Genomic DNA, 18,880 nt, shown 5'->3' on the forward strand with positions numbered 1-18,880 from the left:
CCCAGAAGGCCTCGCGGGCGGAACGCAGCCACTCGCGGAAGCTGGCGCGCGGCAGGGCCGGCAGCTTCTTGATGCGCGCAACGATGTAGATCGCGATCATCAGTGCCAGGCCGAGCATCACACCGGGAATCACACCGGCCATGAACAGCTTGCCCACCGACTGCTCGGTGGCGGCGGCGTACACCACCATCACGATCGACGGCGGAATCAGGATGCCCAGGGTACCGGCGTTACACACGATGCCGGCGCCGAAGGCCTGCGGGTAACCGGAGCGCACCATGCCGGCGATAGCGATGGAGCCTACGGCCGCGACGGTGGCCGGCGACGAGCCGGACAGCGCAGCGAACAGCATGCATGCCAGCACCGCACCGATGGCCAGGCCACCACGGATGTGACCGACGCAGGCGTTGGCGAAGTCGATCAGGCGACGTGCCACGCCACCGGTGGTCATGAAGGCACCGGACAGCAGGAAGAACGGGATCGCCAGCAGGGTGTAGTGCTCGGAGGTCTCGAACAGCTTGATCGCCAGCGAGCGCACCGAGTCGGGGCTGAACAGCATGATGGTGATCGAGCCGGCCAGGCCGAGCGATGCGGCGATCGGCACGCCGATGAACATCAGCAGGAACAGCAGCAGGAAGAGGAACAGCACGGTCATTATTTGGCCTCCTCGTGCTCATTGATTTTCAGCGCATCGGCGGCTTCGTCAGCCAGGCCGAGGCCGGTCTGCTCGTTGCGCAGGATGCGCACGAGGATTTCCAGGAAACGGATGAACACCATGGCGTAGCCGAACGGCACGATCATGCCGATGTGCCATTGCTGGATGCCGTAGTGGCCCAGGTCTTCGGCGCCGATACCGGCCCTGAACAGGGTGCTGACCCAGTCGAAGCTGCCGACGGCGATCAGGCCGGCGTAGCCCAGGCAGGCCGAGCAGGCGATCACGCCGATGACGCGCTGCACGCCGCGCGGAGCGAGTTTGACCAGAGCGTCGACGCCGATGTGGCCGGCGGTACGCACGCCGTAGGCCAGGCCGAAGAAGATCAGCCAGCCGAACAGGGCCTTGGTCAGGGCGTTGCTCCAGGTCATCGCCTGAGCAAGGTCGAGAATGAAGTCGCCGATAGTAAGCAGAGCCTCGTTACCGCCGAAGGTGTCACCCAGCCAATAGAACAGGGTGTAGAAGTTGTTGAGGATCACGTAGACGAAAGTGATCAGCGTCATGGCCGCCAGGAGGAAAGCAATGAAGCCTTCCTCGAAGTGCTCCCAGACGCGCCGCAAGGCGTTCATGGTCGGTTCTCCCGAATGGAAAGGGCGTAGGGTGGGACGGCAGCCGGCCCACCGGTTACAGCATTGAACGACGCCCGTCGCGGGCGTCGTGGTGGGTCAGCGCTGCAGTGCCCTGCCCACCCTACGGCTCTCCGGCCTTATTGCTGGTTGGCGGTTTGCGCGGCCTTGATCAGGTCGGCACCGATTTCGCCTTCGAACTTCTTCCATACCGGCTGCATGGCGTCGCGCCACTGGCCGCGCTGCTCGGGAGTCAGGGTCAGGATCTCGGTAGTACCGGCATCGAGAATGCGCTGCTTGTCGCCTTCGTTGAGGGCGTCAGCCTGCTTGTTCACCTCGACGGTGACCTCGGCGATGATCTTGTCCAGCTCGCTACGTACGTCAGCCGGCAGACCGTCCCAGAACTTGGTGTTGGTGATCAGCATGTAGTCCAGCAGGCCATGGTTGGACTCGGTGATGTACTTCTGCACTTCGTGCATCTTCTGGCTGTAGATGTTCGAGTACGGGTTCTCGGCACCGTTGACCACGCCGGTCTGCAGGCCTTGGTAAACCTCGGCGAAGCTCATCTTGCGCGGGTTGGCGCGCACGGCCTTGAACTGCTCTTCCAGTACGGCGGAGGCCTGTACGCGGAACTTCAGACCACGGGCGTCTTTCGGCTCCAGCAGCGCCTTGTTGGCCGACAGCTGCTTCAGGCCGTTGTGCCAGTAGGCCAGGCCGGTGATGCCCTTGTCAGTCATGGAGGTCAGCAGCTTCTGGCCTTCCGGACCTTTCTGGAAGCGATCGACTGCAGCCATGTCGTCGAACAGGAACGGCAGGTCGAATACCTGCAGCTGCTTGGTGTAATGCTCGAACTTGGCCAGGGACGGGGCGATGATCTGGACGTCGCCGAGCAGCAGCGCTTCCATTTCCTTGCCGTCGCCGAACAGCGAGGAGTTCGGGTAGACCTCGACCTTGACCTTGTCGCCCAGGCGCTCTTCGGCCAGTTGCTTGAACAGCACGGCACCCTGACCTTTCGGGGTGTGCTCGGCAACCACGTGGGAGAACTTGATGACGATCGGGTCGGCAGCGTGAACCACGCCAGCGATGGACAGGGACAGGGCGCAAGCCAGCGCCTTGGCAGTCAGTTTGAACATGCGGATGCTTCCTCTTGTTGTGTTTATCGCATTTGCGCCGAGGCGCTGCTGACGAACGGACAAGAGCAAGTCTAGGCGGCTTGGAGAAAAACGCCGGTGGCATCAGCGAGGCCTGGACTTGTACTTGTGGGTTCGCTTGGAGCTAGCCTAGAGCAACCCTTGTGCCAGTCTGCCATGGGGTGCGTGCCTGCCTAGAGGAAAAGCCCGTGGCTGTGGGCTTTGATGGCGTTTTGCCGAGCGCCTGGCGGGCGTATGCGCCCGCTGACGGCCAGTCTTTGATGATGGCTTTGGCGGTTTGCCGCCAGTCAGTCGAAGTCCTCTGGCGAGCTTCCGCCAGCACCGGAGAAATTCAGCCCATGTTTGCGCAGCTTGTCGTGCAGGGTCTTGCGCGGCACGCCCAGCGCTTCGGCCAGGCTGCGCAGCGAGCCGTGCGGACGACTCAGCTCGGCGGCGATCAGCGCGCGCTCGAAGGCTTCGACCTGTTCGCTGAGCCCGCCGTTGACCGGTGGCAGGTTCGGCGCGTTGCTATCGAGTGCCAACTCCAGGCCCAGGGCGAAACGTTCGGCGGCGTTCTGCAGTTCGCGCACGTTGCCCGGCCATGGATGACGCAGCAGCAACGCACGCTGTCCCGGTTGCAGCTCACGCGGAGCCAGGGCGTGGCGGGCTGCCGCCGCTTCGGCGAAATGCTGGAACAGCAGCAGGGCATCCTCGCCGCGCTCGCGCAGCGGCGGGATGGACAGCGGCGCGACGTTGAGCCGGTAGTAGAGGTCGGCGCGGAAACGCCCGGCGTCGGCAGCCTGGCGCAGGTCTTCCTTGGTGGCGGCGATCACGCGGATATCCAGCGGGATCAGCTGGTTGCCGCCGAGGCGTTCGACCACGCGCTCTTGCAACAGACGCAGCAATTTGACCTGCACGTCCAGGCTCATGCTCTCGATCTCGTCGAGGAACAGGGTGCCGCCGTTGGCGAATTCGAACTTGCCGATGCGGCGCTTCTGCGCGCCGGTGAAGGCTCCGGCCTCGTGGCCGAACAATTCGCTTTCCACCACGGACTCGGCCAGTGCACCGGCGTTGATGGCGACGAAGGGCCCGTCGCGGCGGCTGGACAGATCGTGCAGGGCGCGGGCGACCACCTCCTTGCCGGCGCCGGTCTCGCCGAGGATCAACACGTCGGTGGTGATGCCGGCGAGCGCGCCGATCTGCTCGCGCAGGCGCTGCATGGCGGGCGACTGACCCACCAGGCGGCTGGACAGCTGCTGGCGGTCGTTGAGCGCCATGCGCAGGCTGCGATTGTCCAGTACCAGGCGGCGCAGCTGCAGGGCGCGGCGAACGCTGTCGAGCAGCGCCTCGTTGGCGAAAGGTTTCTCGAGAAAGTCATAGGCCCCAGCGCGCATCGCCTGCACGGCCAGCGGCACGTCGCCGTGGCCTGTAATCAGCAGTACCGGCAGCTCGGCATCGCGCTCGCGCAGTTGCTGCAGCAGTTGCAGGCCGTCGATGCCGGGCATGCGGATATCGCTGACCACCACCCCTGGCCAGCCCACCGGAATACGTGCAGCCAGACCCTGGGCATCGCCCAGGCTGAGGACCTTGAGCCCGGCCAGGTCGAGCGTCTGGCTGAGCGCCTGGCGCAGATGGGCGTCGTCGTCGATCAGCAATACCTGAATGCGGCTGTCGATGGCGCTGTCGCTGGTCATGGCGAAGGGTCCTCAGAAGGTTGCAGGTTGACGCCGGGGCTGGCCAGGCGCAGGCGCAGGGTAATCAGCGCGCCGCCGGCCGGATGATTGGCCAGCAGCAGTTCGCCGTCCAGCGCCCGCACCAGACTATCGCAGATGGCCAGACCTAGCCCCAGGCCCTGGGCGCTGGTCTTGGTGGTGAAGAACGGCTCACGCGCGCGGGCCAGGGATTCGCTTGAGAAGCCGGGGCCGTTGTCGCGCAGCAGCAGGTCGAGATGCTCGGCCTGATGCTCAATGCTGATCCAGATACGCCGTGGCGGCGCCTTGTCGACCAGGGCGTCGAGCGCATTGCCGAGCAGGTTGCCGAGTACCTGACGCAGGCGCGTTTCGCCAGCCTGAACCCAGAGCGTGGCGTCCGGCAGGTCGCGAATCAATTCCACATCCATGGCCCGGCGGCGTTTGGCGAGCAGGGCAAGGGCGTCGTCCAGTGCCGGTTGCAGCGCCACTCGCTCGGGCGCATGGCGGTCGCGGCGGGCGAAGGCGCGCAGATGCGCGATGATCGAGGCCATGCGCTCGGTCAGTTCGCTGATCAGCTTGAGGTTGGCGCGGGCATCGTCGCTGCGCTGGTGGTCGAGCAGGGTACTGGCGTTCTCGGCGTAGCTGCGGATCGCGCCCAGTGGCTGGTTGAGCTCGTGGCTGATACTGGCACTCATGGTGCCGAGCGCGGAGAGTTTGCCGGCCTGGACCAGTTCGTCCTGGGCGCGCACCAGCTCCTGCTGCGCCTGCTCGCGTTCGAGCACTTCCTGCTTGAGTCGGCTGTTGAGCAGCTCCAGGTCCTGCGTACGCTCGGTCACCCGCTGTTCCAGTTCGGCCTTGGCGCTAGCATCGAGGGCGATGCGTTCGAGGTAGTGTCGGCGGCGCAATATCAGCAGGCCGAGCAGCAACAGCAGGGCCAGCAGGGCAGCCGCCCCCACGGCCACAGCGCTGCGCACGGGGCGATCGAGAAGGATGCGCGGGGCGAGAATACTCACCGTCCAGCCGGTTTCCTCCAAGGCCCGGCTTTGCGTCAACCAGGCGTTGGGATCAAGGTCGAGCGCGGGCGGCGCCTGGGTCGGGTAGGGCTGGTTGGCGGCGATCGCCGATTGTTCGACGCGGTCCAGCGGGCGGCTGGCGTGAAAGCGCCAGTCAGGGCGCGAGGTGAGAATCACCACGCCATTGGTGTCGGTGACCAGCAGCTGTTCCGGGGTGTTACCCCACAGCGTTTCGGTGTGGTCGAGGTCGACCTTGACCACCAGTGCGCCAATGTTGTGGTCGTCCTCGCGCACCGGGTAGGCAAAGTAGTAGCCGCGTTTTCCTGAGGTGGTGCCGAGGCCGAAGAAGCGGCCCAGGCGGCCGGCCAATGCTTCGCGAAAGTACGGGCGAAAGGCGAAGTTGCCGGCGACGAAACTGTCCGGCTTGTCCCAGTTGGAGGCGGCCAGGGTGACGCCGCGGGTGTTCATCAGGTAGATCACGTCGGCCCCGGTCTGGCTCTTCACGCGGGCCAGCAGGCGGTTGGCGTTATCCAGTACTGCGGGGTCTTCGGGCGTCTTCAGGGCTGCGCGCAGGCCGGGCAGGTCGCCGAGAATCTGCGGCAGCACCTCGTAGCGGCGCAGCGTGCCAAGCAGGTTGGCAACGTACAGGTCCAGGGTTTGCCGGTTCTGTTCGATCAGGACTTCGCGGTAGTAGCGTTCGGCCAAAAAGTGTACGGGCAACAGCAGGGGCGCGAGCAGCAGCGCCAGCAGCACGAGGCTGCGCCAGCGCAGGCGGCGGGGAGTGGCAGTGTTCGTGCTCATGGAGAACCGTGCAGAAATGATCGGCGCATTATGCACGTTAAGCGTGCGGCCGGTGACGTGCGCCGGCCGCTGGTGATGAAATGTCGGGCGTCAGCCCATGCGCTGCAGGCAGGCGTCCAGTGCCGTTCGCCAGTCCGGCAGGCGAATCTGCCATTCCTCTTCCAGGCGTTCACCGTCCAGGCGCGAATTGAGCGGGCGCTGCGCCGGCGTCGGGTACTCGCTACTGGAGATCGGGCGCAGCCGGGCACAGGGCTTGCCGGTGGCGCGCAGGCGCTCGGCGATGGCGCTGGCGAAGCCGAACCAGCTGGTTTCACCCTGGCAGGTCAGGTGATAGGTGCCCCAGCGATGGCGTCCTTGTTGCCACTTGTCGATCAGCTCGGCGGTGGCGCTGGCGATGCTGCCGGCCCAGGTCGGCGCGCCGATCTGGTCATCGACCACGCTGAGTTCTTCGCGCTCCTGCAGCAGGCGCTGCATGGTCAGCAGGAAGTTGCGCCCATGCTGCGAGTAGACCCAGCTGGTACGCAGAATCAGGTGGTCGCAGCCACTGATGCGCAGTGCCTGTTCCCCGGCAACCTTGCTGGCGCCGTAGACACCCAGCGGGCGCGGCGTGTCCGCCTCGCGGTAGGGCGTAGTCTTGCTGCCGTCGAAGACGTAGTCGGTGGAATAGTGGATCAGCGGGATGTCCAGCTCGAAGCAGGCATCGGCCATGACGCCCGGCGCTTCGGCATTGATGGTGAAGGCCAGTTCGCGCTCCTGTTCGGCCTGATCGACGGCGGTGTAGGCGGCGGCATTGATCACCAGCGCCGGGCGTTCGCGCAGGATGGTTTCGCGCAGGCTTTCCGGGCGTGACAGGTCGAAATCCTGACGGCCGAGGCTGATCAATTCATGCTCGCGCAGGGCCAGTTGCAGCTCGCGCGCGACCTGGCCGGTGTGGCCGCTGATCAGAATCTTCATGCGAACGTCTCGGCGTCGGTCAGGCTCAGGCCTTGTTGATCCTTGGCCGACAGCTGTGGCGTCAGGCCGTCGAGCGGCCAGTCGATGGCCAGCTGCGCATCGTCCCAGCGGATGCAGCGCTCAAAGGCCGGGGCGTAATAGTCGGTGGTCTTGTAGAGGAACTCGGCGTACTCGCTGAGCACCAGAAAACCGTGTGCGAAGCCTTCCGGCACCCACATCTGGCGCTTGTTCTCGGCAGACAGATGCACGCCCACCCACTTGCCGAAGTTCGGCGAGCTGCGGCGTACGTCCACTGCGACGTCATAGACCTCGCCGGCACTGACGCGCACCAGCTTGCCCTGGGCCTGCTGCAGTTGATAGTGCAGGCCGCGCAGTACGCCTCGCGCGGAGCGCGAGTGGTTGTCCTGCACGAACTCTCGGGTCACTCCGGTCGCCTCTGCGAAGCGCTGCGCATTGAAGCTTTCGTAGAAGAAGCCGCGCTCGTCACCAAATACCTGAGGTTCGAGAATCAGCACTTCCGGTAGTGCGGTCGCGATCACTTTCACAGCGACTCCTCCGCCAGTTTGTAAAGGTATTGACCATAACCCGTCTTGCCCAATGCCTTGGCACACGTAAGCAATTTCTCTCGGTCGATCCAGCCCTGCTGATAGGCGATCTCTTCCAGGCAGGCGACCTTCAATCCCTGACGCTTTTCCACCGTTTGCACGTATTGCGAGGCATCGAGCAGGCTGTCGTGGGTGCCGGTATCGAGCCAGGCGAAACCACGGCCGAAGCGCTCCACGCGCAGGTCTCCACGGGCCAGGTAGGCATTGTTCACATCGGTAATTTCAAGCTCGCCGCGTGGCGAGGGTTTAACGGCCTTGGCGATTTGCACCACATCGTTGTCGTAGAAATACAGGCCGGTTACGGCAAAGCTGGACTTGGGTTTCGCCGGCTTTTCCTCGATCGACAGCGCGTTGCCGGCGGCGTCGAACTCGACCACGCCAAACCGCTCCGGATCGCTGACCCAATAACCGAATACCGTGGCCCCACTGTCGTGGCTGGCGGCGCGAAGCAGCATTTCGGTGAAGTGTTGGCCGTGGAAAATATTATCCCCGAGGATCAGGCAGACCGAGTCGTTACCAATGAACGACTCGCCGATCAGGAACGCCTGGGCCAGGCCGTCCGGCGAGGGTTGCTCGGCATACTGCAGAGTGATGCCGAACTGGCTGCCGTCGCCGAGCATCTTCTCGAAGTTGGGCAGGTCTTCAGGGGTGGAGATGATCAGAATCTCGCGGATGCCGGCCAGCATCAGCACCGACAGCGGGTAATAGATCATCGGCTTGTCATAGATCGGCAGCAGTTGCTTGGACACACCCAGGGTGATGGGGTGCAGACGGGTGCCGGAGCCGCCGGCGAGAATGATGCCTTTCATTGAAGCTCCTTAGAGTGCGCCGAGTCGCTGGCCCTGATAGCTGCCATCCTGCACGCGGCGACACCAGTCGAGATTGTCCAGGTACCACAGCACCGTCTTGCGCAGGCCGGTTTCGAAGGTTTCCTGCGGCACCCAACCCAGTTCGCGCTCGATCTTGCTGGCGTCGATGGCGTAGCGCAAGTCGTGACCCGGACGGTCCTGCACATAGGTGATCAGGTCTTCATAGCGCGCGAGGCCGGCGGGTTTCTGCGGTGCCAGCTCTTCCAGCAGGGCACAGATGGCGCGTACCACGTCGAGGTTCTTCTGCTCGTTGTGTCCGCCGATATTGTAGGTCTCGCCGACTTCGCCTTGGCTGACCACCTTGAGCAGCGCACGTGCGTGGTCTTCCACGTACAGCCAGTCGCGTACCTGCTGGCCGTTGCCATACACCGGCAGCGGCTTGCCGGCCAGGGCATTGAGGATCATCAGCGGGATCAGCTTCTCGGGGAAGTGATAGGGGCCGTAATTGTTCGAGCAATTGGTGATCAGCACCGGCAGGCCATAGGTGCGTTGCCAGGCGCGGACCAGATGGTCGGACGCGGCCTTGCTCGCCGAGTAGGGCGAGCTGGGGGCATAGGGGGTGGTTTCGGTGAACAGGTCATCGACACCGTGCAGGTCGCCGTAAACCTCGTCGGTGGAGATGTGGTGGAAGCGGAAGGCCGCCTTGCGCTCGGGGCTCAGGGTTAGCCAGTAAGCGCGCGTGTTCTCCAGCAGGCTATAGGTGCCGACGATATTGGTCTGGATGAAGGCCGCCGGGCCATCGATTGAGCGATCGACATGGGATTCGGCGGCCAGGTGCATGATGGCGTCTGGCTGGAATTCGCTCAGCGTCGCAGCGACTCGCCCGGCATCGGCAATATCGGCCTGAACGAAGCGGTACCGGGGGCTTGCGGCGATCTCCAGAAGGGATTCCAGATTGCCGGCATAGGTCAGCTTGTCGAGATTGAGCACTTCGTGCTCGGTGTCCTGAATCAGGTGGCGAATCAGTGCCGACCCGATGAAGCCGGCTCCGCCGGTAATAAGGATGCGCATTTACTGTGTCCTTGGCGATGAGTGACGGCAGACGAGGCCCTGGATCAATTGAAAGTCGCGGAAGCTGTGGCGCAGCAGGCCACGTAGAGGCTCAATAGCCATAAGCCTGAATGGTTGATGGCGCATTTTGTACATCAAACCGCTTGGGTTGCGCGAGTCGTTTTGGCGGTAGTACGAGCACATGGCGTTCTTCAACAAAGCTTCTTTTTTGCTGGCTTTCTGGCGCCAGAAATTAACTGTGCTATTCATCAGTGCGGATGTTGAAATGCCATCATAAAAGTGGTTAAGTCGCGCCATAAAACAATTTGACGATATTCTGTCGAAAATTTGATTTTTTGCATTTTACTGCCTGTTTTTTGACGTCATCGGATGTTCATGAGCGAAATTAAGGCGGGAGTGACTTTTCATGCGTCTGCAATCAGCCGGTGGTTCCTTGCTGGCGCGTCCTGGGTTCATCGAATATTTCTTGGCGGCCATTCGCCTGGTTCATGGCATTACCGCCATTTTGCCAGGGTTTGCTCTTCTGGTATGGCTATCGGATGAGCCCGTGCTGACACAAAGCTACGCCACGGTACTGCTCTTCTTTGGCGTTCTTACGGTAATGATGTTTCAAGCCCTGGGCGTTTACTCCGAGGAGATATTCAGTAGCCTGTTGCGCTTTCGCATGATGTTCTTTGCCTGGTCTGCGGCGTTCTGTCTGTTGCTCTTCATGCATCAGGCGCTGGCAATGTTCAGCTTCATGGAGTGGCATTTCCTCAGCCTCTGGTTTCTGGCCAGCCTCTTCGCGTTCGGCGCCGAGCGTTTGGCGTTGCTCGCTCTCTATCGGTATTGGATGCGTGCCGGACAATTTCTGCAGAGCGCGGTCATCCTCGGGGCGACCGAGAATGGCCTGCGGCTATCGGAATTCATGCAGCGCCATAGCGACATTCGTTCTGGTTTGATCGGTTTTATAGATGACCGTATCGGTCGCTTGCCCGATACGTTGGGTGGTCTACCGTTGTTGGGCGACAGCAATGCCCTGGAGCGCCTGGTGCGGGATGAGCGAGTGACGCAAGTGCTGGTCGCACTGCCTTGGTCAGCCGAGAATCGCATCGGCCAGATCGTGCGCGAATTGCGCAAACTTCCGGTAAACGTTCTGCTGGTGCCGGACATGCTCGCTTTCCGGCATGCGCGCAACCGCATCACCGAGGTGGCCGGGCTGCCGATGTTCAACGTCTCGGAAAGGCCGCTCGACGGTTGGTCGCCTTTGATCAAGCGAATTGAGGACCTGCTTCTGGCGCTGCTGGCTCTGGCTTTCGCTCTACCCCTGATGATCCTGGTCGCACTGGCGATCAAGCTCGACTCCCCTGGGCCTGTGCTGTTTCGCCAGAAACGTTACGGTTACAACAACAAGTTGATTGAAGTGTTCAAGTTTCGTTCTATGTACTGTGACCGCGCCGACGCCAACGCCGAGCGGCAGACCACGCGCAATGACGACCGCATCACCCGAGTCGGGCGCTTTATCCGCAAGACCAGCCTGGATGAGTTGCCGCAGCTGTTCAACGTATTGCTCGGCAGCATGTCCATGGTTGGCCCGCGCCCGCATGCCACGGCGACCAAGGCGGCTGGCATCCTTTTTGAGGATGCGGTGAAGGAATACACCGCCCGCCATCGGGTCAAGCCAGGCATTACCGGTTGGGCACAGGTCCATGGCTATCGCGGCGAGACCGACACGCTGGAGAAGATCGAGAAGCGTGTCGAGTTCGACCTGCAATACATCGAAAACTGGTCGGTGTGGTTCGACCTCTACATCCTCTTCCGCACCTTGCCGGCGGTCATCCTCACCCGCGAGGCCTACTGAATGAGCGTCCTGATCCCCTGTATCGTCGCCGGTGGTGCCGGCACGCGCCTGTGGCCGGTTTCTCGCGAGGCCATGCCCAAGCCGTTCATGCGCCTGGCCGATGGCCGCAGCCTGTTGCAGAAGACCTTCGAGCGTGTCGCCGGCCTGGATGACGTTGCCCGATTGCTGACGGTGATCAACCGTGATCTTTTGTTTCGCACGCTGGATGACTATCGCGCGCTGAATCGGGGACTTGTGGGGCTGGACTTTCTCCTCGAACCCACGGGGCGCAATACCGCGCCGGCGATTGCGGCTGCAGCGTTGCACGTCGCGCATCATTACGGCGAGGACGCCCAGTTACTGGTGTTGCCTGCCGATCATCTGATTCGCGATCAGGCTACTTTCGTCGCCGCTATCGCACAGGCGCGAGCACTTGCCGAGGCCGGCTGGTTGGTGACTTTCGGTATTCAGCCGGATCATGCCGAGACCGGCTATGGCTATATCCAGCAAGGCGAGAGCCTGGAGGGCGGTTACCGCGTCGCCAGTTTCGTCGAGAAACCCGATCTGGCGACGGCCGAGGCCTACCTGGCCGGTGGCCGGCATCTGTGGAACGCTGGCATGTTCTGTTTCCGCGTGGACGTACTGTTGCACGAACTGCGCGAGCATGCGCCGCAGGTCGTCGAAGGCGTGGAGAAATGCTTGGCTCTGAGCGTGTCCACGGCAGGCAAGCAGGGCGTGCAGTGCGAGCTGGACGCGGCGAGCTTCGCCGAAGTGACCGACATTTCCATCGACTACGCCCTGATGGAGCGCTCGCCCAAGGTGGCCGTAGTGCCCTGTGACCTGGGTTGGAGCGACATCGGTTCGTGGCAGGCGCTGCGCGAACTCACCGCCGCCGATGCCAACGGCAACCAGATCAATGGCGAGGTGGTGCTGCACAACGTGCAGGGCTGCTATATCGACTCGCCCAAGCGCCTGATTGGCGCCGTGGGCGTGCGTGACCTGGTTGTGGTGGACACGCCCGATGCGCTGCTGATCGCCGATGCCAACAGCACGCAGGACGTCAAGTACGTTGCCCAGGAACTGAAGAAGCGAGGCCACGAAGCCTATCGCCTGCATCGCACCGTGACCCGTCCGTGGGGCACCTACACCGTGCTGGAAGAGGGCGCGCGCTTCAAGATCAAACGCATCATGGTGCGCCCTGGCGAGTCCCTGTCGCTGCAGATGCACCATCACCGCAGCGAACACTGGATCGTCGTCAGTGGCATGGCGCGGGTGGTCAATGGTGAGCGTGATTTCCTGCTCAATACCAACGAGTCGACCTTCATTCCCGCCGGCCACCGCCACCGCCTGGTCAACCCAGGGGTGATCGACCTGGTGATGATCGAGGTGCAGAGCGGCGAGTACCTGGGCGAGGACGACATCGTCCGTTTCAACGATATCTATGGTCGTGCGCCGGTGAGCGAGAAGACCAGCTGATGCGTGTGGCCCTGATCATCCCGACTCACAACGCTGGCGCTCATCTTGATCGCCTGTTGCCGGCGCTCGCCATGCAGACGCTGCAGCCGGACGAGTTCCTGGTTGTCGACAGCGCCTCGCGTGACGATACGGTGGCGCGCTTTCGCGGCGCCGGGGCGCGTGTGGAAGTGATCGACCCATCGCAGTTCAACCACGGCGGCACCCGCCGCTGGGCGAGCGAGCAGGTCGATGCGGACGCGCTGATCTACCTGACCCAGGACGCGATTCCGGCCAACGCCGGTACCTTCGCCAACATCATTGCCGACCTGCACGGCGAGGCCGATATCGGGGTTGCCTATGGGCGACAACTGCCGCACCCGGATGCAGGCCTGCTGGGCGCGCAGTCGCGTCGTTTCAACTATCCGCCGCAGAGCCGCACCAAGCGCATGAGTGATGCACCTGAGTTGGGGATCAAAACCTGTTTCAGCTCCGATTCGTTTTCGGCCTACCGGCGTGATGCGCTGGTCGCCGTGGGTGGCTTTCCCGAGGACGTGATCGGCAGCGAAGACGCCTACGTCGCGGCCCGCATGCTGCTCGGCGGTTATGCCGTGCGTTATGCAGCGCCCGCCGAGGTGTATCACTCGCACGATTACAGCGTGCTCGAGGAGTTTCGTCGTTACTTCGATATCGGCGTGTTCTACGGGCGGGAGAACTGGATCCGTCAGGCCTTCGGCTCGGCTGGCGGTGAGGGCAAGCGTTACGTCAAGGCGGAGCTACAGGCGCTGATGGCGGCCGGGGCCGTCTGGCGAGTTCCAGAAGTATTGCTGCGTAGCGCCGTGAAGTTGCTGGGCTATCGCATAGGGCAGGGTGAGCGCCATCTCGACGTGGGATTGAAGCGGCGCCTGAGCATGTTTCCGGGGTACTGGAAGTGAATATTGGGGTCTCAAAGGAAATTTCCCATATGAAAGCGTTTCTGCTGCTTGTTCTGACGCTGGGCTTGACGGCCTGCACCACGCCGGCACGTATCGGCCTGCCGGACTCCGATACTGTCGACGCGGGCCATGCGGCAGCATTGACCCTGGCGGATCTGCCGCCCGCGCAGGAGCGCATCTACCCTGGCGATACCCTGCGTATCGTCCGCGAGAGCGGGGAGACTCCGACCATTTCTGCCTTCACGGCCAACTCCATCTACGAGCTCACCCTGTACACGGTGCTCAATGATGGCACCTTCTCCTATCCGTTCATCGGCAAGGTCCAGGCCGGTGGTAAAACGCCGGAGCAGCTGTCGGCCGATCTGGAGCAAAGGCTTGCGCCCTACTACCGCGAACCCGGAGTGACGGTGAACATCAACCAGGCGCCGGGCAACACGGTGTTCGTCGGTGGCTCGGTGCGCAACCCGCAGCCTTACTCGACGAGCGTGGCGACCACCCTGGAGCAGGCCATTCTCACCGCCGGTGGCGTCATGCCCAATGCCGACAGCCGCAATGTAGCCCTGCTGCGCTCTGATGCCGAGGGCCGTTACAAGACCTACTTCGTCGATTTCAGTCAATTGCTCATGGGCGGCGACCAGCCGCGTCAGGCAATAGCGCTGCAGCGTGGTGACGTGGTCTTCGTGCCCAAGTCCGGTGTGGGTGACCGCATCGAAGGTGTCGATCTGTACCTGAACCAGTTGATCCCCTTCACCAAGTCGATTGGTATCGGAGCCAACTATGACCTCCGTAACAACAACTAATCGCTAGGGACAGCCCTCATGATCGAAATCCGCACATTCCGTGATCTGCTGCGCCTGTTCTTCATCTTCTTCAGGGAGTTCAAGCTGGCGGTGATCGCCACCCTGATCGTCGTGCTGCTGGGGGCCTTCCTGCTGCCGACCTCCTTCGAATCCAGCGCGCGTCTGCTGGTGAAGCCGGGGCGTGACACCAACACGCTGCCCATCGAAATGGCTGATCGCCAGTCGATCGTCCTGCCCGCCACGCAGCGCGACCCGATTCTCGATGAGGAGCGCATGCTCACCGGCCGCCCGATCAGCCGCCAGGTAGCGGAGCGCTATCTGGAGCAACTGGCCAATGCGCCGCGCCCGGAAGGCTTTCTAGCGACCCTGAAGTACTACGTCGGCCAGGTGACTGGCGGCGCCATCGAACTGGTGCGCGGCTTCCTGCAACTGATCGGCCTGTCCGAAGAGCAGACCCCGGTCGATCGACTGGCCACCAAGCTCGAAGACAAGTTCAGCGTCACCCACGCGCCGGGCTCTTCGGTGATGGAAATCCGCTTCCGTTGGAGCGATCCGGCGGTGGCCCAGTCGGTGGTGCAGAGCTGGGTTGAGCTGTACATGGAAGAGCGCACCCGCGCCCTCGGCCGACGCAGCCTCTATGACTTCTATCTGAACCAGAGCGATGCCAGTGCGGCCGAGATTCTCAAGCTCAAGAGCAAGCTGGCCGAGAACATGGAGCGTCTGGGCGCCGTGGAAATCGAGGCGCACCTGGGCAACCTCTCCGACCGGATCAACCAGCTGCGCAATGATCGCTTCAATTCCCGCCGTCTAATCTCGTCGACCGAAGGCAGCCTGGCCACCCTCAACCAGCAGATCAAGAGCCTGCCGGCGGAGATCCGCACCGTGCGCGAGATCGCCCTCAACCCGGTGCATCAGGACCTGCTGCGTACGCTCAATGGCAAACGCGCCGAGCGCCAGGACCTGCTGCGCACCTTCACCGAAAATGCTCCGCCAGTGAAGAGCATCGACGAGACCATCGCCAACCTGGAGGCCATGGTCAAGGGCGAGTCGGCCACCGTTCAGGTCTCGCAGAACCAGGCGCCGAACCCGATTGCCGAGCGCCTGCGCAGCAACTTCATGGATCAGCAGTCCGACCTGGCGCGGCTCAAGGCCCAGCTGGTGCGTCAGGAGGAGCAGCTCAAGCAGCTCGAGGAGGAGCGCACCAACGTCATGTCGCAGGAGCCGGAACTGGCCCGCCTGCAGCGTGAGCTGACCGCCGCCGAGAAGAACTTCGTGCTGTACAACGAGAGCCTGGAGAAGGCCCGTATCGACCGCGAGCTGGACAACAGTCGCATCAGCAACATCGCGATGATCGAGCAGGCCACCTACAACCCCAGCCGGGTCTTCCCCAAGAGCATCCTGATGATCCTGCTGGCGTTGCCGCTGAGCATTCTGGTCGGCTTCCTGGCGGTCTATATCTGCTACCTGCTGGATCAGCGCATCCACGACGGTGGCCGCTTCGCCGCCAGGTTCGGTATCCCGCTGTGGACCACGCTGCCCGAGGTATCCGGCGATGCCAGCCAGAACAGCGCGTTCCTGGCCGCCCTGTACCGCCTCTACGGTCTGCTGCCGCTGGACCAGTTGGATGAGCGCGGGCTGGTCTTTGGCCTGACGTCTGCGCGTCGTGGCGAAGGCGTTAGTTTCATCATCGACAAGCTGCAGCGTCTTCTGGAAGAGCGCGGCCACAAGGTGCGGGTCGGCGGTGCGCCAGCGCAACCGGGCGAGGTGGTGCTGCTCGATGCCTCGGCGCTGCTGTCCAACCCCGAAGCCTTCGTCAGCCTGCGCCGTGCCGATCTGGTGGCGCTGGTGGTCGAGGCTCAGCAAAGCAACATCCCGACCGTGGCCCATGCCATCGGTGTGCTGAACACCGCGTTCAACAAGGTCGACGGAGTGATCATCAACCGTCGCCGGTTCGAGGTTCCCGACCGTGTTCTGCGGGCAATGGCCAAGGTTAGGGGCGCGGCCTGATGCGTGTGGCCCTGCTGGCGCCATTGCCGCCCGAGCAGACCGGGATTGCTGATTATGCGGCAGTGCTAAGGGCGGCTCTGGAGTCGACCGCGATAGAAGTGGTCACGCCATTGGCCGGCTGCGGCAATGACCATCAGCGGGCGTTGCAGCGTGTCGCCGATTTCGACTGGCGCGGCGTCGACCTGGTGCACGGCGAACTCGGCGGTGGCCGACTGGCCGAGTTCCATGCCCTGCGTGCCCTGCGCGCACGTTTTCCGCGCCTGCCGATGACCGCGACTGTGCATGACCCTGAGCGTCTGGTATGGCGTCGGGCATCCTTGCCCTGGCCACTGTCCCTGGCGCAGTCATGGTCATCGCCCTGGCCACAGGCGGCGACGGTGCTGGCCGATCCGTTGTGCCTGCACGAGGAGCGCCAGCTTGCCAGTAGCCTCGACGGCCTGATCACGCTGACCGACACTGGGCGTCGCTGTCTGCAGCGGCGCATGCGTCTGCCATTGGGCAAGGTTCATGTCATCGCCCACGGCAACCAGTCGGTGGCGCCTGTCGCTCTGCCGCCGCTGGAGCCCGTCCGCCTGCTGTACTTCGGCTTCATCTATCGAGGCAAGGGTATCGAGGACCTGCTCGATGCCCTGGCGCTGGTGGTCAGGCGCCAGCCCCAACTGCTCGATCGCGTGCGCCTGACGCTGGCCGGTGGCACAGCGCCCGAGATGGCCTTTGAGCCCGGAGAAAGCTACCTTGATCAGCTACGCCGGCGTATCGTCAAGCAGGGGCTCGAGACGCTGATCGAATGGCGTCTGGATCTGCCTGCCGAGGAAATCGCCCCGCAGATCCAGTCTCACCATGTGATGGTGCTGCCGTATCGGGAGTCGAGGAAGCTCCGGCTGCTGGGCGAGCAGCGTGGTACCAGCGGCGCGCTGTCATGGGCTGCGGCCTGTGGGCGGGGTGTGCTGACTTCTGACGCCCGCGCGTTTGCCGAGGAAGTGGCGACGGGCAACGGCGCGCTGTTTCCACAGGGCGATATCCAGGCACTGGCCGATCAGTTGGAGGCTTTGTTGTTGCAGCCTCAGCGCTGCCAGCAGTGGGCCGAGCGCGCTGCGCAGATCGGCCGCGAGCGGCTCTGGCCGCTGACCGCCCAGCGCTTCAAGGCCATTTTCGTCAGTTTGTGCGAGGGTAGGGCTCATGCAACGTAAGCCAATTCTTCTGTCGGGGTTGCTGATCCTCGGTGTGCTGTTCGGCGCGGCCATCCTAATCAGCCGCAATGCCGAGGCCGACGTTACCAGCCTAAAGCCCAGCCGCAGTGTGGTCTGGAAGGACTTTCTGGGCGTCAACGCGCAGTTCCACTTTTTCCCCGAAGCGACCTATCGCAAACAGATGGAGAGCCTGCGGGAGTTGGATCTGCAATGGGTGAGAATCGCCATGCACTGGGCCATCCTGGAGCCCGAGCCCGGCCGCTATTACCCACCATTCGATGCCGCGACCAAGATCATGGCCGAGGAGAAGCTCAAGGCCGTGGGTTTTTTGGCCGGATCGGCACCCTTTGCCACAAGTGCGCCGCGCAACTCGCCCTATCAGGACTCCTTTCCGCCGAAGGACAATCGCGTGTACAGCGAGAGCCTGACTCGGTTCATCGAACGCTACCCCGAATTCGAGGCGTGGCAGATCTGGAACGAACCCAACCTGCCCTCCTTCTGGCGGCCGAAGGAAGACCCCGACGCCTATGCGGCGCTGCTGCATGACGCAGTGATAACGGTGCGCCAGCGTTTTCCAGAGAAAACCCTGGCGACCGCCGGCATGGCTTATTTCAGCCAGATGCCGTCGCGCGGCATGGACCTGATGCTCAAGTCGCTGCTGGCCAAGGGTTTGGCCAGCGAGAACCTGATCGTCGCCTACCACCCCTACACCGAATACCCAGAAGGCAATACCGTCGGCAAGAACGAGTTTCTCGACACTGCCCGCTTTATCAATGACGGCCTGCGCAGCGCAGGGGTGAAACAGATCTGGGCCACCGAATGGGGCTGGTCCAGCTACTCGGGGCCGAAGGAGATGCAGGCGATCATCGGCATCTCCGGTCAGGCAGATTTCACCTTGCGCCGGCTGGCGCTGATGAGTGCGCTGGATTACGACCGGGTGTTCCTGTTCAACCTGAGCGATCTGGATGCCCGCGCCAGTGTGCGTGATCAGTCATACGGCCTGCTGGACCTCGATGGTCAACCAAAGCCGGTGTTCCACGCCCTGAAGAACTTTCTTGAGGTCACCGGGCCGCGCCTGGAGCCTGCCGAGCCGCCAGTCTTCACCAGCGCGCCGAAGGATCTCTACAGCGTTGCCTGGACGCGTGGCGACGGCAAGAAACTGCTTATGGTGTGGAGCGCCACGGCCGGCAAACTGCAACTCGATGGCGTACGCCAGGCCGTGCTGCACGATCCGCTGCGTGGCACCGAGCAAACGTTGAAGGCCGATGGTGGCGCGCTGGTCGTGGGGCTCAAGCCCAGTTTGCAACTGCTGGTATGGGACTGAG

15 protein-coding genes and 1 pseudogene are annotated in these 18,880 nt (G+C 63.1%); 7 read left to right on the plus strand and 9 right to left on the minus strand.

Annotated features, from left to right (window positions below; translation table 11 throughout):
• The 9 genes and pseudogenes from dctM to rfbB all read right to left on the minus strand — a co-directional run.
• A pseudogene (dctM, locus tag B2U07_RS11430) lies at positions 1-655 on the minus strand (C4-dicarboxylate TRAP transporter large permease protein DctM); the annotation flags it as partial.
• A complete protein-coding gene (locus B2U07_RS11435) occupies positions 655-1,281 on the minus strand; it encodes a TRAP transporter small permease (RefSeq protein ID WP_275546787.1) in 627 nt (208 codons plus the stop codon). The pseudogene dctM and the gene B2U07_RS11435, both read right to left, overlap by 1 nt.
• A gap of 137 nt (positions 1,282-1,418) precedes the next feature.
• On the minus strand, positions 1,419-2,411 hold the full coding sequence (gene dctP / locus B2U07_RS11440; protein ID WP_275546788.1) for a C4-dicarboxylate TRAP substrate-binding protein DctP: 993 nt from the start codon (positions 2,409-2,411) through the stop codon (positions 1,419-1,421).
• A 305-nt stretch (positions 2,412-2,716) separates the two neighbouring features.
• On the minus strand, positions 2,717-4,102 hold the full coding sequence (locus B2U07_RS11445) for a sigma-54-dependent transcriptional regulator (protein WP_275546789.1): 1,386 nt from the start codon (positions 4,100-4,102) through the stop codon (positions 2,717-2,719).
• Complete coding sequence (locus B2U07_RS11450) at positions 4,099-5,913, minus strand: ATP-binding protein (RefSeq protein WP_275546790.1); 1,815 nt, start codon at positions 5,911-5,913, stop codon at positions 4,099-4,101. Before B2U07_RS11450 ends, B2U07_RS11445 begins: the two co-directional genes overlap by 4 nt.
• Positions 5,914-6,003: 90 nt before the next feature.
• Complete coding sequence (gene rfbD, locus B2U07_RS11455; RefSeq protein WP_197859207.1) at positions 6,004-6,867, minus strand: dTDP-4-dehydrorhamnose reductase; 864 nt, start codon at positions 6,865-6,867, stop codon at positions 6,004-6,006.
• Entirely contained in the window at positions 6,864-7,412 is a 549-nt protein-coding gene (gene rfbC, locus B2U07_RS11460) for a dTDP-4-dehydrorhamnose 3,5-epimerase (protein ID WP_275546791.1), read from the minus strand. Before rfbC ends, rfbD begins: the two co-directional genes overlap by 4 nt.
• The gene (gene rfbA, locus B2U07_RS11465) at positions 7,409-8,281 is read right to left on the minus strand and encodes a glucose-1-phosphate thymidylyltransferase RfbA (RefSeq protein WP_275546792.1); all 873 of its coding nucleotides are present in this window, start codon (positions 8,279-8,281) and stop codon (positions 7,409-7,411) included. Before rfbA ends, rfbC begins: the two co-directional genes overlap by 4 nt.
• A gap of 9 nt (positions 8,282-8,290) precedes the next feature.
• Positions 8,291-9,352: a dTDP-glucose 4,6-dehydratase gene (rfbB, locus tag B2U07_RS11470; protein WP_275546793.1), complete on the minus strand. Its 1,062-nt coding sequence runs from the start codon at positions 9,350-9,352 to the stop codon at positions 8,291-8,293.
• 406 nt (positions 9,353-9,758) lie between these two features.
• Between rfbB and B2U07_RS11475 the strand changes: the two genes are divergently transcribed.
• Genes B2U07_RS11475 through B2U07_RS11505 form a run of 7 tightly spaced genes read left to right on the plus strand, consistent with a single transcriptional unit; the run spans position 9,759 to position 18,879 of the window.
• Entirely contained in the window at positions 9,759-11,192 is a 1,434-nt protein-coding gene (locus B2U07_RS11475) for an undecaprenyl-phosphate glucose phosphotransferase (RefSeq protein WP_296276958.1), read from the plus strand.
• The gene (locus B2U07_RS11480; RefSeq protein WP_296276960.1) at positions 11,193-12,647 is read left to right on the plus strand and encodes a mannose-1-phosphate guanylyltransferase/mannose-6-phosphate isomerase; all 1,455 of its coding nucleotides are present in this window, start codon (positions 11,193-11,195) and stop codon (positions 12,645-12,647) included.
• Positions 12,647-13,558 carry a glycosyltransferase family 2 protein gene (locus B2U07_RS11485; protein ID WP_296276962.1) on the plus strand — a complete coding sequence of 304 codons (912 nt, stop codon included), beginning with the start codon at positions 12,647-12,649 and terminating at the stop codon, positions 13,556-13,558. The genes B2U07_RS11480 and B2U07_RS11485 overlap by 1 nt, the downstream gene beginning before the upstream one ends.
• 29 nt (positions 13,559-13,587) lie before the next feature.
• A complete protein-coding gene (locus B2U07_RS11490; RefSeq protein WP_296276964.1) occupies positions 13,588-14,358 on the plus strand; it encodes a polysaccharide biosynthesis/export family protein in 771 nt (256 codons plus the stop codon).
• Positions 14,359-14,376: 18 nt separating this feature from the next.
• Entirely contained in the window at positions 14,377-16,365 is a 1,989-nt protein-coding gene (locus B2U07_RS11495; protein ID WP_296276965.1) for an exopolysaccharide transport family protein, read from the plus strand.
• Positions 16,365-17,555 carry a glycosyltransferase gene (locus tag B2U07_RS11500; RefSeq protein WP_296276967.1) on the plus strand — a complete coding sequence of 397 codons (1,191 nt, stop codon included), beginning with the start codon at positions 16,365-16,367 and terminating at the stop codon, positions 17,553-17,555. Before B2U07_RS11495 ends, B2U07_RS11500 begins: the two co-directional genes overlap by 1 nt.
• Positions 17,545-18,879, plus strand: coding sequence for a beta-xylosidase (locus B2U07_RS11505; protein WP_296276969.1), 1,335 nt, complete (start codon positions 17,545-17,547; stop codon positions 18,877-18,879). The genes B2U07_RS11500 and B2U07_RS11505 overlap by 11 nt, the downstream gene beginning before the upstream one ends.
• Position 18,880 lies beyond the last annotated feature (1 nt).

Source organism: Pseudomonas sp. UBA7530 (genome assembly GCF_002479365.1).
Classification (GTDB): Bacteria; Pseudomonadota; Gammaproteobacteria; order Pseudomonadales; family Pseudomonadaceae; genus Aquipseudomonas.

Bases quoted from the DNA above. Each gene is read 5' to 3' on its own strand.
- B2U07_RS11435 (WP_275546787.1), bottom strand. From the start codon at position 1,281: ATGAACGCCTTGCGGCGCGTCTGGGAGCACTTCGAGGAAGGCTTCATT.
- dctP (WP_275546788.1), bottom strand. From the start codon at position 2,411: ATGTTCAAACTGACTGCCAAGGCGCTGGCTTGCGCCCTGTCCCTGTCC.
- B2U07_RS11445 (WP_275546789.1), bottom strand. From the start codon at position 4,102: ATGACCAGCGACAGCGCCATCGACAGCCGCATTCAGGTATTGCTGATC.
- B2U07_RS11450 (WP_275546790.1), bottom strand. From the start codon at position 5,913: ATGAGCACGAACACTGCCACTCCCCGCCGCCTGCGCTGGCGCAGCCTC.
- rfbD (WP_197859207.1), bottom strand. From the start codon at position 6,867: ATGAAGATTCTGATCAGCGGCCACACCGGCCAGGTCGCGCGCGAGCTG.
- rfbA (WP_275546792.1), bottom strand. From the start codon at position 8,281: ATGAAAGGCATCATTCTCGCCGGCGGCTCCGGCACCCGTCTGCACCCC.
- rfbB (WP_275546793.1), bottom strand. From the start codon at position 9,352: ATGCGCATCCTTATTACCGGCGGAGCCGGCTTCATCGGGTCGGCACTG.
- B2U07_RS11475 (WP_296276958.1), top strand. From the start codon at position 9,759: ATGCGTCTGCAATCAGCCGGTGGTTCCTTGCTGGCGCGTCCTGGGTTC.
- B2U07_RS11480 (WP_296276960.1), top strand. From the start codon at position 11,193: ATGAGCGTCCTGATCCCCTGTATCGTCGCCGGTGGTGCCGGCACGCGC.
- B2U07_RS11485 (WP_296276962.1), top strand. From the start codon at position 12,647: ATGCGTGTGGCCCTGATCATCCCGACTCACAACGCTGGCGCTCATCTT.
- B2U07_RS11490 (WP_296276964.1), top strand. From the start codon at position 13,588: ATGAAAGCGTTTCTGCTGCTTGTTCTGACGCTGGGCTTGACGGCCTGC.
- B2U07_RS11495 (WP_296276965.1), top strand. From the start codon at position 14,377: ATGATCGAAATCCGCACATTCCGTGATCTGCTGCGCCTGTTCTTCATC.
- B2U07_RS11500 (WP_296276967.1), top strand. From the start codon at position 16,365: ATGCGTGTGGCCCTGCTGGCGCCATTGCCGCCCGAGCAGACCGGGATT.
- B2U07_RS11505 (WP_296276969.1), top strand. From the start codon at position 17,545: ATGCAACGTAAGCCAATTCTTCTGTCGGGGTTGCTGATCCTCGGTGTG.